Here is a 14,400-nt window from a genome sequence, read left to right as displayed (position 1 = left end):
CAAAACAGTCAAACTTGATTTAATTATACGTTTTATCCTAGTGTATATAGTAACTATATAGTCAAGGGCAGTGATGTAAAAAATGAGTAAAAAAGATGGCAAATATTTAACGACTGGTGAATTCGCAAAGCTTTGCAAGGTTAACAAGCAGACAATCTTTTATTACGATCAAATCGGGATTTTGTCCCCGGTAAAGAAAAATGAAAAAGGCTACCGCTATTATTCCATTCACCAATTAGAGTTATTTTTTGTGATTGATTTATTAAAGGATCTTGGCATGTCGCTTAACGATATTCAGCAGTATATGCAAAATAAATCGCCCGAAAGCTTTTTAACCATCATGTACCGGAAAAAAGAAGAGATTGTGAAAAAACGGCAGGAAATCGAAATGAAGGAGAAAATGATCGTGGCCAAAATCGGATTAATGGAAGAAGCTTCTCAGCTGGATTTTAATCGAATTACGCTTCAGCCATTGCCGGAAGCAACCCTCTATCTGAGCAGGAACATCCAAAATATATCTGATGAAGAATTTGTGGAGGTCATCTCGGATTTTATTAATGAATTGCAGATCTCACAGCTTGATTCAGGGTATCCCATTGGGTCTATTACGAAGAGGGAGCAGGTCCTGAAAGGGGAATTCTCCAATTACAGCTATTTGTATATTGAGCAGCCTAACCCAAAGGAAGGACATCCGTATTTTCGGGCAGTAAAAGGGGATTTCCTTATTGGCTATCATGTTGGAAGCGAAAAAACAATCAGCCATACATATAAGCGGCTTTTCTCAGAGATGGAGAGGCTGCATTTAACATTAGGAGAGCATGTTTTTGAAGAATACATTTATGATACAGTTGTACATAATAATAAGGAGCATTACGTCACTAAAATTATGATGCAGGTTGACAGGGGATAGGATTTCTGCCGCTCTTTATCAAAGCATGTTAGGAAAATTCGCAATAATATGATACACTTTGTTTACCATTTGATTTACTGTGTACATGTGCCCTGCTCATCCGTGAGCGGGGTTCCTTATTTTCAAGAACAAAGGGCTATGCGCTGGACCTGGAAACAGATCATTTTCCCAAAGGAATATCACATCGATATATTTTTCCTAAACATAAAAAAGCAGGCCCATAAAGAGCCTGCCCTGAGGTTTTTTAATTAAGCTTTGCGCACGTTAGCTGCTTGAGCTCCACGCTGACCTTGCTCAACATCGAAAGTCACTTCTTGACCTTCTTCTAAAGATTTATAACCTTCGCCTTGGATAGCTGAGAAATGAACGAATACGTCTTCTCCACCTTCGCGTTCGATGAATCCGAAGCCTTTTTCACTGTTAAACCATTTTACTTTACCATTTTCCATTTTTGTTGCCTCCTTGTGCGTATAAACACACATTGTGTTACTATCCTTGCTCTCAGTGATCATCAAGACGTAAAGTTATACTCAAACTATCCTTTACACCGAACAAAAATAATTCTTATTTAGATTAACACTTTTCTGAATTATATGCAAGAAAACACACAAAGAAAAACATCATTTCTCCATTCGAGCATGCACAAACTCCGAAAATAACATAAAAAAACTGCTAATTCATAGCAGTCATTGATAGTGCCTTAAGAAGTAATAGAATATCCTGATGAATGCTGTTGCGTACTTGATCATCGCTACAGTTGTATAAATCAGCCTGTAAACGTCCAAGTTCTCTAATGAATAGTAAGTTTTCTTCCTTACTAAGCATAGTGTATTCGCTCCTTTTTACATAGGAAAGACACTATGTCGTTTCAGGGTAACACTATTGCATTCTATTTACAATCAATCAACAGAGCTTAAGAATTAAGAATTTCTCCTTTCGCTTGTGAACCCTTTTTAATATCAATGTATGATAAACTGAAATGGCAGGCATAAAATGTCAAAATTCATTGGGGTGCAAATTTGGAAAGTATACATTTAAAAGAAGTCCATGAAATTCAAGACCTTACTAAGGGACATGTATTATATTTTTCCAAGAAGCAGGATCAATATATTTCAAATGTCATGGAATTTGTTCTTTCCGGCTTAGAACGTAATGAATACTCCATTATTATAGAAAATGACCGAATGACTCCATTGATTAAGAAAAGTCTCACAGAGAAGTTGAATAATAACTGCCTGGAAAAAGTAATGTTCGTCAATAATTATGACTTCTATTATGCCAAGGGGGACTTTAGAGTTAATTCTATTTTCGATTATCTTCCGAACTTAATTGAAGGTTATTCAGAACAGGATTTAGCTGTCCGGAGCTGGGCTCATGTCGAATGGCGTGATGAACCGGAAGTAAGTAAAAAATTATCGGTATCTGAAAAAGAAGCTGATCTAATCGTTGCCAAAACAAAACTTCTATCTGTTTGTGCCTATGATTCAGAAAGGGTTAGTCATGAATTAAAAGAAAGGCTTCTATTTTGCCATAACTTTCTTTTAAATGAATGAGTGAAGCAACAAAAAATGCAGACAGGCTTTACTGTAAATAAAATTAGTCTCACCTTTAATAAGTGAGACTAATTTGGTTCCCAATGCCCCCCCCCTCAAAAACCTGCTCTGTTGGCAGTTCATTTTAGTTTCTCTATTTAGTAAAAACGAGGTATTTTTGCCCGATATAGTTAGTTGATGTGTAAATGCCTGCTCCTAAAAGAACCGCCATTTCTTCCGGCGAAACATTATGCCCAAAAAAAGTAAAAGTCTGTAAATACCCTGCAGCCATGCCGCTTATGGAATAAGAAAGAATATAGCACAGAAACAGAATAAGAATAAAGCGCACCGCACTGCTTTGAAGGCTGGCCCTGCTCCTGAAGGTGAACGTTCTGTTCAGAAAATAACTGACCGCTGCCCCCATACTGTTTCCCAGAAATGTAGCAGTCCAATACGGAAGCCCCGCCAAATCCAGCAGCATAAATATCATGGAAAGCCCAACAATTGTATTGCCTATTCCCACAAGCAAAAATCGAATAAAGGTATTAGTTCGTTTCAGATAATGTTCCAAAAGGAATGTCCGCGTGCTCATCATCAAGGTCTCCGTCCGTGATCAAATGGCGGGAAATCGGCAGATTAAACGCATCTATCTCAATTGAGAATTTAGGTCTGCGTTTTGTTTCTTTATAGATCTTCCCGATATATTCCCCCACCAGGCCAATGGCTGTCAGCTGAAGTCCCCCCAGCATCCAAATCGAAGTGATCAACGAGGTCCAGCCGGTTTCGGTTTCACCAAAATAGCGCAATCCAAGAAAGTAGAGGCCAAATAAAAAGCTAATACAAAAAGAGCCGATGCCCAATGCCAATACCATTCGGATCGGCGTAACGGAAAAGGAAGTAATGCCTTCAAAGGAAAAGGCCAGCATCTTTTTCAGCGGATACTTTGTTTCCCCGGCAAGACGCTCTTTGCGGTCATAATAAACATTGGCCGTTTTAAAGCCCAGCAAAGGCACAATTCCGCGCAAAAAAAGATTGGTTTCCTCATAGCGCTGCAGTTCTTCCAAAGCACGCTTGCTCATCAGGCGGAAATCTGCATGATTATAGATTAGATCGACACCCATTTTCTTCATTATTTTATAAAATCCCTGTGCAGTGTTTCTTTTGAAAAACGTATCACGGTCCCTCTTTTTTCTTACTCCATAGACAATGTCATATCCTTCGCGGAATTTCAGGATAAACTCCCGGATCACGGCAATATCGTCCTGAAGATCGGCATCGATAGACACCGTGCAATCCGAAACCTTTCCTGCAGCTGTTAAGCCTGCAAGCAGAGCATTCTGGTGTCCTGCATTTTTGGCAAGCTTCAGCCCCCGCACTTTGGGGTTATTCAGGCTCTGCTTATAAATGATCTGCCAGGTCCGGTCCCTGCTTCCATCATCGACAAACAGAATTTTGCTTTTATCAGAAACAAGATCATCACCCAACAATCCTTCAAGCAGCCCATTCAGCTGATGAATTGTATCCGGCAGTACCGCCTCTTCGTTATAGCAAGGAACTACGATGGTGAGTACTGGGTTGGTCATTCTTAATTCCTCCTGCTTATATGGCTTTATAAAGGTAGATTTTCCACACAGATCTTTTTGATACAAAAACCTTCTCCAGCCGAAGCAGATTATCTTCCGCATTGTCGATCGGGACGGATGAAAAAAGATAGGAACCGCCCATGGCCTTAAAGGCTTCTGTATTTAACTCAAGATTCTTCAGCCTTTTTTTCGTCCGCTTTTTGAACATATAATGCTTGCCAAGCTCGTCCGTGAAGAGATAGCATCTTCCGCCCCATTCATCAAAATAAATGCGGAGTGTTTTATTTTTTTCCAGCTCTTTCTCAATGATTTTCCGAAACTGATATTTGTATGTTAAGGGGTAGAAATTATTATACGAGTCCAGCGTGTAGAAGCCATTATACTGGGCAATGGCCGGATGTAGCCCGATGCTTGCCACCCGGTAATCCTCCTGCGGAAGCCCAATGTATTCTTTAATAGCCGAGAACTGCTCTTCTGCGTAAAATTGCTTGACCGTTGGCCTATCCTGAAAAAGAATTTCCTCGTTAAAAAAAGAAACGGCCATGACCTGTGCCAGCACAAAAATCGGAACAAGCCGCCTCCAGAACGGCCCATGAGTCCAAATGATTTTCAAGGTCAGCGCGAAAAGCACATAGATAACCAGCGGCCTTAAAAAGTGATACCTGGCAAAGTTGAAAGTATCAAGAACATGAAAACGCTCTGTCAGCGGCAGCCACCCTTTATAAAACCAGAAGGCATACCATGCTGATAGGGCAAAGTTAAGAAAGAACAGGAACAAAAACACCTTGTCCTTCTTCCCCTTTTTCTGCCTTAGCGTCATAAAAAGGGCTACAAACATAAGCGGGAGAATGACCAGAGTATGCATCGAGGCTGCATGGTGGTGCCCCAGAGCAAAGTTCTTGAATGTCAGCCTGACGCAATGCCAGAAAGTGAGCCGCGCATGAAAGTACTCATCCCGGCTGTTTGGCTCATCGTCAAAAAGAAAGGAATAAACGAGTCTGTATTCCACGATGAAAAAAATCCCTGTCATATAAACAATCGATAAAAGAAATGGCCAATTCCATGCTTTTTTCCTGATGACATCCGTCAGCCAGAAGATCCCCATCGCACTCAGAAAAAAGAAAAATCCAAGGACAATGCTCGCATATAAAGGCAATAGGGTTAATACAAGGACATTTTTCCACGACCTTTCCCCCTGCCTGATATTTAATAAGGCCCACAGAGCAATCGGCATCCCAAGCGTGCTCAGCATACCGGAAGGCCAGAATGGCGTGAAAGCAAAAGCAAGGGCTGTCCCAATCGTAATGGGCGCCCATTTTTCTTCTTTAAGAAAGTGCTTTTTCAAAAGCAAATACATACCGATAAAAGCAAACACCCTTGTGATCGTCTGGCTGAGTGCATAAGCAATCATCGGCGGAAAAAGGGCATACAGCCAAACAATTAATGTAAATTCCGAGCCAAACGCATTGCGGGACAAATTTCCGTTCATAACTTGCGGAATGACAGCGTCAATCGGTCCTGTCAGCTGTCCGCTTTCAGCCAGAACTTTATACCATGCCAGATTGCTGTCAAGATTATCATGAACGCGGATATGCGCGTCTTCACCTAATATGTACAGGGGGGATACAAAAAGGGCCAGTGCAATTATGGCCAGAATAAGGAGATTTTTCTCGGCTGTATTTTTTTTCAAAAGCAATCTCTACACCTCTGGGTTCAAGATTATTTACAATTTTATGGTTCACGTACTGGAGCAAAATATTCAGGAAGGGATAATACAACCTTCCTCCGACATAAAAATAGAGTGGAAAGGGGGGAATTTTATGATTAAAAAAGCGGTCATTCCTGCAGCAGGCCTCGGGACCCGTTTCCTGCCTGCCACAAAGGCACAGCCCAAGGAAATGCTCCCCATTGTCGACAAGCCCGCCATTCAATACATTGTGGAGGAAGCCATCGCTTCCGGGATTGAAGATATCATCATTATAACCGGGAGAAACAAACGGGCGATTGAAGACCATTTTGATAAGTCGGTTGAAATGGAGCTACTGCTGCAGAAAAGCGGAAAGCTTGAAATGCTTGAGGAAGTGCGCGAAATAACCAATCTGGCTGATATCCATTATGTCAGGCAAAAGGAGCCGCTCGGATTGGGGCACGCCATTTTATGCGCCAGAAAATTCATTGGCAAGGAGCCGTTTGCTGTCCTCCTTGGCGATGATATCATTGACGGGGAACCTCCTGCCATGCTGCAAATGATTGAGCAGTATAGCCAAACGGGGGCAAGCATCCTCGGATGCAGTGAAGTTCCTCTGTCCGAAGTAAATAAATATGGAATTGTCGGCTATTCAGAACAGAGAGGACTATTATATAAAGTGGATAACCTCGTTGAAAAACCCCCTGCTGAGAAGGCGCCTTCAGCTCATGCCATTATTGGCCGCTATATCTTAACACCGGCTATCTTTGATATGCTTGAAAACGGAAGCCCCGACAGCAAAGGCGAACTGCAGCTGACAGATGCCCTCCATGCTTTGCTTCGCCGGGAAAACATTTATTCGTATCTGATTCAGGGCAGCCGTTATGATATTGGAGATAAATTCGGCTTTCTTAAAGCCTCGATTGATTATGCCCTGCAAAGACCTGAGCTGAGGGAAAAGCTTTCACTATACTTAAAGCAAGCTCGCTTTTGATTTGTGATATCCGTCAGGATGGGACCTGTGCCAGCTCCAGGCATCCTCGACGATCTGGCGGATACTTGTTTTTTGCGGCTTCCATTTCAGCAGTGACCTTGCTTTTTCTGATGAAGCAACAAGTTCTGCCGGGTCCCCAGACCTGCGGGGAGCAATCGTAACTTTAAAATATCTGTTTGTTACCTCTGCTGCGGTTTCAATCACTTCTTTAACAGAGATCCCTTTGCTGCCTCCCAGATTAAAGACATTGCTTTCCCCTCCATCTTCCAGGTAGCGGAGTGCCAGCAGATGGGCTTCAGCCAAATCCTCTACATGAATATAGTCCCTTATGCAGGTACCATCCTTTGTTGGATAGTCATCTCCAAAAATGGAGACAGATTTTCTTTTTCCAAGTGCCGCCTGCAGGATAATCGGGATCAGGTGTGTCTCGTTCTGATGGTCTTCGCCAATTTCCCCTGAAGCTTTTGCCCCTGCTGCATTAAAATAACGGAGCGACACGAACCTTGCTCCTGATGCCTGCGCCCACCAGTGGAGCATTCGTTCAATGGCAAGCTTCGTCTCGCCATACGGGCTTGCAGGCTCGAGCGGCGCGTCTTCCCGTATAGGCTGGCTTTTCGCCTCACCATATACAGCAGCAGTTGACGAAAACACGAGCTGTTTAACCTTATGCGTGTCCAAAACTTTTAGAAGGTTAAGAGAACCAAGTACATTATTATCATAGTAATTGAGCGGATTTTTCATCGATGCCCCTACCAGGGATGATGCCGCAAAATGAAAGACTGCCTCTATTCGTTCGCTGCAAAAGACACTATTCAGAAAATCCTGCGACCTGATATCCCCCTCATAGAAAGCTGCCTTCGGATGAACCGCCTGCCTGTGGCCCGCAGCCAAATGATCAACTACCACTGTTTCATACCCTTTTCGTATTAGAAGATCTACTATATGTGAACCAATATAACCTGCTCCACCTGTAACCAAGATTGCCATTCCATCACTCCTGTATAGATTTACTTTCCCTTTTCTATATGCAGGTGTGAGGTTAAGTATGATAAAACTGCGGAGTCCTCATTCCCCGAATGAGTACCAGGTTCGGCTCTCCTGTTCGGATTTCTTCTTCTCCTGTCTAAAGCAGCTCTAAGTTCGGACAACACCACGCTGATCTCTCCTCCCCTTGTCCGAAGTTGCTCTAAGTTCGGACAACATATCGCGGAATTCTACTCCTCCTGCCCGAAGTTGCATCAGGTTCGGACTCTTCAGACCAGTTCTCTTCATTTCCTATCCTAAGCAAGCCCTGATTCAGACAGCATCTCCAAGTTTTCTCCCTCTCATGTCCGAATCAGCACCAGGTTTACTCAATTCCACTCTCCTCTGTATTAAAAAAGGACCAGATTTAGTCTGGCCCCCTCAATTCTTTATTAAATTTAAATCGACGCCTTTATCTGCTTCGTATAGAAAAAGCGCACAATAAAGAAGTAAACAACCTGAATGGCTAGGAAAACACTCAGAACAGCTACTGATTCCTTAAATAGGTTAAAGTAGAACAAGTTCGATAACGCTGTCAGAGCTACAGCACCATGGATGAGAGCGACGAGGATCGGTGCGAAAAACAAAACCATAGTCTGTCTGTTTAAAACCTTTTTCAGCTCTTTCTCGGTTAACCCCATCTTGGAAATCGATCTGAATTTTTGTTTATCTTCATCCAGGTCCATGTAGAGCCTGAAGTACAGGAAGCTTCCGGCTGATACGAAAAAGACAATCCCGATAAACAGACCGACAAATAATATGGGCCCGTAGCCTTTCATAATTTCATATATTTCGTAGTCTACTGATGTAATTTCATATCTTGGCAGTTCCTTGTACAGCTTTTCAGAGGCAGCCATTACCCTTTCCTCTCCATCTGTTGCCTGCCAGGCGTAATAGCTTTCCTGAAACTCTGGTTCAGGAAGCTTTTGATAGTCTTCATCTGACACGATAAAATAGGAATCTGTTGCCGGCAGTGCTTTCGAATGAATGACTTCCTTCGGCTTCAAAACGGTGCCGGAATTCAGTGTAATAGTTTCATTCAGGAGTTCCTTCGTTTGCCCGAAGTTGGTCCCTTCAAACTCCACTGTCATTACTTGCCCGTCTTTTAAGTCAATCGGATCTTCGTCAATGAGCGCTGCAAAGCCGTTAAAATCGGATTGACTAGCAATCAGAATGCTATCCCCGCCAACTTCAAAGTAGCGTAAAACAGTATTCTCCGAATCCGCTTCAATCTTTTCTTCTTTTAACGTTTGATTGATAAACTCAACATTCTTCACTTCATTTTCTTCAGATGTTTTATAGGAAAACGTTGTGGCATTGACATTTTTTATGTTTGAAGTAAGCACGGTTTGAAATCCGAATAAAGAGCCAATTGCACTGAACGCAACTGTTGAAACCATTGCAACCATGAAGAAGGTTCGCGCATTATCCTTCATGCGAAAGGCCAAATCTGAAAACAGCAGCATATTGGTTTTAAACCAGAAAACACGTTCATTTTTCTTTAATCTTCTAATAATATAAACACTTAATTGCGTAAATAACAGGTAGGTGCCAATGCAGACAACGATGATCACCGGCACCATTGCCGCTACAACGACTAACCCTTTTGCGATTAGTGCAACAGCATATCCCGCTCCTAATAAAAGGATAGCCAGCATCGTTAAGAAAAGATTCGCTTTTGGCTCACCCTTTGACATTTTATTTCCCTTAATTAATTCAATCAGCTTTTTGCTGCGCAGAACATACGTTACAAATAAGGAGATAAAGAAAAATAAAATAATAAAAGAAATGAAGGTGATCAGGATGGCCTTCACTGGGAAATAAAAAGACAGTGCCCGCTCAATAATCAGCACATTTTCAGCCAGCAGCAATATCGCCTTTGCAAACACAACGCCAAGGAGGATTCCGCTTAGAGTTGCCAGTAAGCCAATCAGCATATTTTCCAAAAACACCATGAGACGGATCTGTTTCATGGACATGCCCTGGATCATTAATAACCCAAACTCTTTTTTCCGGGATTGCAGAAAAGAGCTCATCGAATATAAAACAAAAAAGAACGAAAACACGTAGATAATGCCTGCTGCTGCATTCATACCCTTCGTTACAGTTGAATTCATGCCATCCCCGCTTAATGCAGGATGATTCGCAAAAATCGAAAAGGTAAAGAAGACCATGACCGTAAATAAACTGCTGAGGAAGTAGGCTGCATATAAGCGTTTGTTCCGTATAACGTTATTAAACGCGAACTGACGAAAGGTCATGTGCATCCCCTCCAAGCAAAGAAAGTGTATCAATGATCTTCTGGAAAAAGGCCTGTCGGTTATCACCGCGGTGTATCTCTGAATAGAATTTTCCGTCCCGGATGAAGATGACCCTGTTGCAATAGCTCGCTGCCTGGGCATCATGTGTGACGAGCATCATGGTTGTCTTCTCAGTCTTATTAATCGATTCAAGCATTTCCATAACATCCTTGGAAGACTTGGAATCCAGATTTCCTGTAGGTTCATCCGCCAGCAGCAGTTTCGGCGTATGAATCATCGCTCTTGCCACAGCAGCTCTTTGCGCCTGTCCTCCTGATATTTCATACGTCCGCTTTTTCATAATGCCTATAATCCCCAGTTTTTCAGCAATTTCGTATGCCTTGTCTTTCATTTCCTTCACTTTTTTCCCGTCCAATGTTAGCGGCAGGACTATATTTTCTTCAACCGTCAAGGTATGAAGCAGGTTGAAGTCCTGGAAGACAAATCCTAATTCACGGCGGCGGAATTGGGCCAATGCCTCTTTTTTTAAAACATGGGGATTTCTTTCATTTATCAGGATTTCCCCTGTTGTCGGTTCATCAATAGTGGCAATCATGTTCAGCAGTGTCGTTTTTCCGCTTCCCGAAGGACCCATGATTCCGACGAACTCACCTTCATCAATAGATAAGTTAATATCCGTTAACGCACGATAGGCGATTTTTCCTTCATAAATCTTGCTTACTTGCTTCACTTTTAGCATCACAAGTTCTCCTTTCACATTCAGTTGACTTGTGATCAGTATATCTTCTAGACCCATTTCAAAAAAATCGATTTTTCTTTCACTTACCTTACAAGCCTGTAAGGTTCTGTGTTTTTCCAAAAATCAGCCGGAAAAGAGACCCTTCCCCCATCTTGGATTCCAGTTCAATGCGATGGCCAAGGTGATCGGCTGCCTCCTTCGTCAAGTACAGCCCCATACCTGTGGATTCCCTGAATTTCCGTCCATTTTCACCCGTATAAAAAGGTTCAAACACACGGCGCTTGTCCGCTTCCGGAATCCCGGCGCCAAAGTCCTTCACTTCTAAGACAGCTTCTCCGTCTTTTTCTAAAATGGAAATATCAATTCGATTGCTCTTCCCTCTGGAATACTTGACCGCATTATTGATCAGCTGAGAAAGCATAAAAAACAGCCATTTCTCATCTGTCTCCACGATCATGTCCTGCTTTTCCTGCAGGAGATTCGGATACACCCCGTTCCGAATATAAAACCGTTTGTTTTCGCCATTCACTTCATGAATGATATTGGACAAGTGTACAGGTTTGATATGAAAATCCTGTTCAATTGTCCGGAGTCTCGCCATATAGAGGATGGTGTTCAAGCCCGTTTTCATCCGGTCCGTCTCTTCACGAATACTGGAGGAGTCAGGTTCATCCAAGTTTTGCGCAATCAGTTCAATGACAGAAAGCGGTGTTTTCATCTGATGAACCCATTGATGCATAAACTTCAGATGCTCCTCCTGCCTAGATTCCAGCTCTTTGATTCTTGTCTGATAATGCCTGTACTGATCCTTCAGAAGGTGATCAAGCGCCTGTGAAACTGGTGAGTTTTCTGTTGTTTGAAAGGAATCGTCAAGGGAAGCAAGTTCCTCCGTCAGCCTCTTATAAAACTTGCGGCGGCTAAAATAGTGGTATGCCAGATAGGCCGTGAGAAAGAATAGTCCAAGAAAGATGCCATAGAGGGCTGGTAATAGATGACGATAGCCATCCAGCCAATAGATAGCCAGAATTATAAAAAATTGAACGATCTGTACAGCGATTAGTAACGCATGCTCTTTAAAGAATAGTTTCATTTCTCTTCAGCCTTTCACCAGGTAACGACCAAACGATAGCCTGCGCCTCTCACTGTTTCGACCGCTCCTGAAAGCCCGATTGCATCAAATTTCTTTCGTAGCCTCGCCATATTTACATTCAGCGTATTTTCATCCACATAGACCTGTTCATCCCAAAGTTTTTCCAGCAAATCTTCACGCCCGGCCACACGCGGGTACCGCTCCAGTAAATTCTCAATAATATCCGCTTCTTTTTTGGACAGCGGAACGGTTTTATCACCGAAACACAACTCCAGCCTTTCAGGAAACAGCTTCAATCCCTCTGCCTCCAGAACTCGTTCCTGGGCCTGTGATGCATACTCCCCATAGGCCCGGCGAAGCTGGCTGCGGATTTTCGCCATCACAATTTCCGGATGAAACGGCTTGGTGATGAAATCATCGCCGCCATTCTCAAGCGCCATCACCTGGTCCATCTCCCCTACCCGTGCAGAAATGAAAATAACCGGACAAATCGACTCCTTCCGGATTTGCCTGCACCAGTAATAGCCATCAAAGCTCGGAAGATTAATATCCAGGAGCACAAGATCCGGTTTATGCTTATGAAACTCCCCCATCACATCATCGAACTGTTCCGCAGCCGCAGCATCATAGCCATACTTCACTAAGTGTGACTGCAGGTGCTCCGCGATTTTCGGATCATCCTCAATAATGAATATTTTCTGCATCCTCTCACTCCTTGTCTTAGAAAATTATGCCATAAGGAGAACGGGAAAAAAAGAGCTGCTTCTGCAGCCCTTTTTAGATACAAGCTTTCTTTTCTAATACACTAATCCATTTGTAATACCCTATTAGTATGGTTAATAAAATCGGATTAACAATGGCAGAATGCCATATACTCCACCATCCATAATGAAAGAAACCAAAAGGATGAGGCAGCATGGCAGCAGCTTCATAGCTGAGCAGGAAGAGCTCCCAAATAATAAAGTAACGTACCTTTTTCTTGAAAGAGCTATTAAAAGGATACCAATTGATAAACATCAAATTTACTGGCGGGATTAAGATTGTGTAAGCAGGAAATGCTATCCAATCTATTCCTTGTGTAAAGTACCAGTATCCTTTGTATTTCAAATCGATAAAAATATCAAAAAATAATTGGAATGCAATAGTAAAAACCCAAATATGGACAATTTTATTGGCTGAGATCCCCTTAATGGTCTTATATAATATTAAATTAAACACAACAACTGAGGAAATTTGTAAGATCATTTTCTACTCCGGAAAGCTTTTTAGATATTATTTGCATTGAGCAGGGGTTCAATCCTTCGAAAACACTCTTTGCCTATTATTCATAATTTTTTTGTCAGTTAGAGACAAGTTTTGTCGAAATTATTCAATACGTTTCCTTTATTTGCAATAATAGTTCCTGGACTTTTATTATTTAAAGGAGCAAACTAATGTGTCATTTCTGCCGTGAACTTAGAAAAAAAATCCACTTTACTAGAAAAACACTTATTGAAACTGGAATAAAGAAAGGATTAGAGCATCCTGAGACCATAAAAAATAGTCAGATATTGGATGGACTTATCTTTATGTTCCAGTCCAAATGTAAATAGGAAAAATATCATAGAGACATACTTTTAATAGAATCTAACTTCACCGCCAAATAAGCAGATAAATTTCTAAAAGAGGGCAAGATAGATAAGAAATAAATCTATAAAAACCCGGAGAATATGAATGGTCTATATCTTTACAATTACAACGCTTGCTATCAACTCCATATTGCTTTTCATTATTCCGTTAAAATTAACCCGGCAGGAGCTTTACACAACCTGGCTGGCTGTCACTTTAAATGTGCTTCTTGCAGATTTAATTGTTGGCCATGTTTTAGACCTATACGACTTAATGGATCCAGGTCCCCAGCCATTTGATTTGTTTATTGAAATCACCTTGCCGGCAACATTCGGAATCCTATATGTAAACTTCATGCCTAAACCCAGGAAGAAATTTTTGCCTTACCTTTTGTTTTGGGTCAGTTTTTCTGTATGTTACGAAGTCTTATCCAGTTACTTTGGCTACATAGTATATAAGGGCTGGCATGTATGGTGGTCAGCCCTCTATTATATTGGAGCCTGCCTTTATATGCGTTGGCATTTTCGTTTTTTAAGGAAAGAAAGGAATCAGCAATAAAAAGGAAAAGGACAAGCGAAGAAACAATATCTCAAAAAATGCATATACAACTCAATGCAAAAACAAGCAGTTCACACACTCAATGTGAACTGCTTGTTTTTCTTAATTTTAGGCTGTTTCGCAAGGTGTGTTACATTTTGTATATTATATGCTGAGCTGATTGCAGCGAAGGTGGGAGATCCTCGAAAATGCTATCGCATTTTTTCCGAAGAAGCTTATTCAACGTCCTGCGGAAGTAGCGGGACAGGTGAGACCCCGCTTTCCGCGGAGCGTAGAGGAAACTCCGCTGAAAGCGAACAGCCTGGAGCGGAAATCAACGGACAACATTGATAGGCGAAAAATACCATTTTGTAAGAAAAGAGCCTTATTTTTTTAATGGACACGTTTATCCGATTCTTCCCTCAATATGACAAAA

The 14,400-nt window shown here is 41.9% G+C and carries 15 protein-coding genes; 5 read left to right on the top strand and 10 right to left on the bottom strand.

Annotated elements, in window-relative coordinates; translation table 11 throughout:
• Positions 1-82: 82 nt before the first annotated feature.
• The gene (locus ACR42H_RS04535; protein ID WP_436374867.1) at positions 83-910 is read left to right on the top strand and encodes a MerR family transcriptional regulator; all 828 of its coding nucleotides are present in this window, start codon (positions 83-85) and stop codon (positions 908-910) included.
• Positions 911-1,158: 248 nt separating this feature from the next.
• Here the strand turns inward: ACR42H_RS04535 and ACR42H_RS04530 are convergent, their stop codons facing one another.
• On the bottom strand, positions 1,159-1,359 hold the full coding sequence (locus ACR42H_RS04530; protein WP_009335135.1) for a cold-shock protein: 201 nt from the start codon (positions 1,357-1,359) through the stop codon (positions 1,159-1,161).
• Between the two features lie 570 nt (positions 1,360-1,929).
• Between ACR42H_RS04530 and ACR42H_RS04525 the strand changes: the two genes are divergently transcribed.
• Positions 1,930-2,463 carry an MEDS domain-containing protein gene (locus tag ACR42H_RS04525; RefSeq protein ID WP_436374866.1) on the top strand — a complete coding sequence of 178 codons (534 nt, stop codon included), beginning with the start codon at positions 1,930-1,932 and terminating at the stop codon, positions 2,461-2,463.
• Between the two features lie 133 nt (positions 2,464-2,596).
• Here the strand turns inward: ACR42H_RS04525 and ACR42H_RS04520 are convergent, their stop codons facing one another.
• Genes ACR42H_RS04520 through ACR42H_RS04510 form a run of 3 tightly spaced genes read right to left on the bottom strand, consistent with a single transcriptional unit; the run spans position 2,597 to position 5,715 of the window.
• Positions 2,597-3,013: a GtrA family protein gene (locus ACR42H_RS04520; protein WP_243856182.1), complete on the bottom strand. Its 417-nt coding sequence runs from the start codon at positions 3,011-3,013 to the stop codon at positions 2,597-2,599.
• Complete coding sequence (locus tag ACR42H_RS04515) at positions 2,988-4,025, bottom strand: glycosyltransferase family 2 protein (RefSeq protein ID WP_436374865.1); 1,038 nt, start codon at positions 4,023-4,025, stop codon at positions 2,988-2,990. The genes ACR42H_RS04520 and ACR42H_RS04515 overlap by 26 nt, the downstream gene beginning before the upstream one ends.
• A 16-nt stretch (positions 4,026-4,041) precedes the next feature.
• On the bottom strand, positions 4,042-5,715 hold the full coding sequence (locus ACR42H_RS04510) for a DUF6044 family protein (protein ID WP_436374864.1): 1,674 nt from the start codon (positions 5,713-5,715) through the stop codon (positions 4,042-4,044).
• A gap of 130 nt (positions 5,716-5,845) precedes the next feature.
• Between ACR42H_RS04510 and galU the strand changes: the two genes are divergently transcribed.
• The gene (gene galU, locus ACR42H_RS04505; protein ID WP_113882926.1) at positions 5,846-6,706 is read left to right on the top strand and encodes a UTP--glucose-1-phosphate uridylyltransferase GalU; all 861 of its coding nucleotides are present in this window, start codon (positions 5,846-5,848) and stop codon (positions 6,704-6,706) included.
• On the opposite strand, the gene galE is transcribed toward galU, so the two are convergent.
• The 6 genes from galE to ACR42H_RS04475 all read right to left on the bottom strand — a co-directional run bounded on the left by galE (position 6,686) and on the right by ACR42H_RS04475 (position 13,064).
• Positions 6,686-7,693 carry a UDP-glucose 4-epimerase GalE gene (galE, locus tag ACR42H_RS04500; RefSeq protein ID WP_436374863.1) on the bottom strand — a complete coding sequence of 336 codons (1,008 nt, stop codon included), beginning with the start codon at positions 7,691-7,693 and terminating at the stop codon, positions 6,686-6,688. The two genes, galU and galE, sit on opposite strands and share 21 nt — an antisense overlap.
• A gap of 434 nt (positions 7,694-8,127) precedes the next feature.
• Positions 8,128-9,990, bottom strand: a complete 1,863-nt coding sequence (locus ACR42H_RS04495; RefSeq protein WP_436374862.1) for an FtsX-like permease family protein — start codon at positions 9,988-9,990, stop codon at positions 8,128-8,130.
• A complete protein-coding gene (locus tag ACR42H_RS04490) occupies positions 9,965-10,729 on the bottom strand; it encodes an ABC transporter ATP-binding protein (protein ID WP_436374861.1) in 765 nt (254 codons plus the stop codon). Before ACR42H_RS04490 ends, ACR42H_RS04495 begins: the two co-directional genes overlap by 26 nt.
• A gap of 88 nt (positions 10,730-10,817) precedes the next feature.
• Positions 10,818-11,819 carry a sensor histidine kinase gene (locus ACR42H_RS04485; RefSeq protein WP_436374860.1) on the bottom strand — a complete coding sequence of 334 codons (1,002 nt, stop codon included), beginning with the start codon at positions 11,817-11,819 and terminating at the stop codon, positions 10,818-10,820.
• Between the two features lie 14 nt (positions 11,820-11,833).
• Positions 11,834-12,523, bottom strand: coding sequence for a response regulator transcription factor (locus ACR42H_RS04480; protein ID WP_436374859.1), 690 nt, complete (start codon positions 12,521-12,523; stop codon positions 11,834-11,836).
• Positions 12,524-12,596: 73 nt separating this feature from the next.
• The gene (locus tag ACR42H_RS04475) at positions 12,597-13,064 is read right to left on the bottom strand and encodes a hypothetical protein (protein ID WP_113882921.1); all 468 of its coding nucleotides are present in this window, start codon (positions 13,062-13,064) and stop codon (positions 12,597-12,599) included.
• Positions 13,065-13,252: 188 nt separating this feature from the next.
• On the opposite strand from ACR42H_RS04475, the gene ACR42H_RS04470 reads away from it, so the two are divergent.
• Entirely contained in the window at positions 13,253-13,411 is a 159-nt protein-coding gene (locus ACR42H_RS04470) for a Spo0E family sporulation regulatory protein-aspartic acid phosphatase (protein ID WP_113882920.1), read from the top strand.
• A 121-nt stretch (positions 13,412-13,532) separates the two neighbouring features.
• Positions 13,533-13,985 (top strand): hypothetical protein, encoded by a 453-nt coding sequence (locus ACR42H_RS04465; protein ID WP_113882919.1) that lies wholly within the window; start codon positions 13,533-13,535, stop codon positions 13,983-13,985.
• The last annotated feature ends 415 nt before the right edge of the window (positions 13,986-14,400 follow it).

The sequence above is a fragment of the Cytobacillus sp. BC1816 genome (assembly GCF_051353635.1).
Classification (GTDB): domain Bacteria; phylum Bacillota; class Bacilli; order Bacillales; family Cytobacillaceae; genus Cytobacillus; species Cytobacillus oceanisediminis_C.
The sequence above is the reverse complement of the archived record's forward strand: the minus strand, read 5'-3'. Positions and strand labels throughout refer to the sequence as shown.

Coding starts and splice junctions, on each gene's coding strand:
- ACR42H_RS04465 (WP_113882919.1), top strand. CDS start 13,533: ATGGTCTATATCTTTACAATTACAACGCTTGCTATCAACTCCATATTG.
- ACR42H_RS04515 (WP_436374865.1), bottom strand. CDS start 4,025: ATGACCAACCCAGTACTCACCATCGTAGTTCCTTGCTATAACGAAGAG.
- ACR42H_RS04480 (WP_436374859.1), bottom strand. CDS start 12,523: ATGCAGAAAATATTCATTATTGAGGATGATCCGAAAATCGCGGAGCAC.
- ACR42H_RS04495 (WP_436374862.1), bottom strand. CDS start 9,990: ATGACCTTTCGTCAGTTCGCGTTTAATAACGTTATACGGAACAAACGC.
- ACR42H_RS04490 (WP_436374861.1), bottom strand. CDS start 10,729: ATGCTAAAAGTGAAGCAAGTAAGCAAGATTTATGAAGGAAAAATCGCC.
- ACR42H_RS04470 (WP_113882920.1), top strand. CDS start 13,253: ATGTGTCATTTCTGCCGTGAACTTAGAAAAAAAATCCACTTTACTAGA.
- galE (WP_436374863.1), bottom strand. CDS start 7,693: ATGGCAATCTTGGTTACAGGTGGAGCAGGTTATATTGGTTCACATATA.
- galU (WP_113882926.1), top strand. CDS start 5,846: ATGATTAAAAAAGCGGTCATTCCTGCAGCAGGCCTCGGGACCCGTTTC.
- ACR42H_RS04535 (WP_436374867.1), top strand. CDS start 83: ATGAGTAAAAAAGATGGCAAATATTTAACGACTGGTGAATTCGCAAAG.
- ACR42H_RS04485 (WP_436374860.1), bottom strand. CDS start 11,819: ATGAAACTATTCTTTAAAGAGCATGCGTTACTAATCGCTGTACAGATC.
- ACR42H_RS04530 (WP_009335135.1), bottom strand. CDS start 1,359: ATGGAAAATGGTAAAGTAAAATGGTTTAACAGTGAAAAAGGCTTCGGA.
- ACR42H_RS04475 (WP_113882921.1), bottom strand. CDS start 13,064: ATGATCTTACAAATTTCCTCAGTTGTTGTGTTTAATTTAATATTATAT.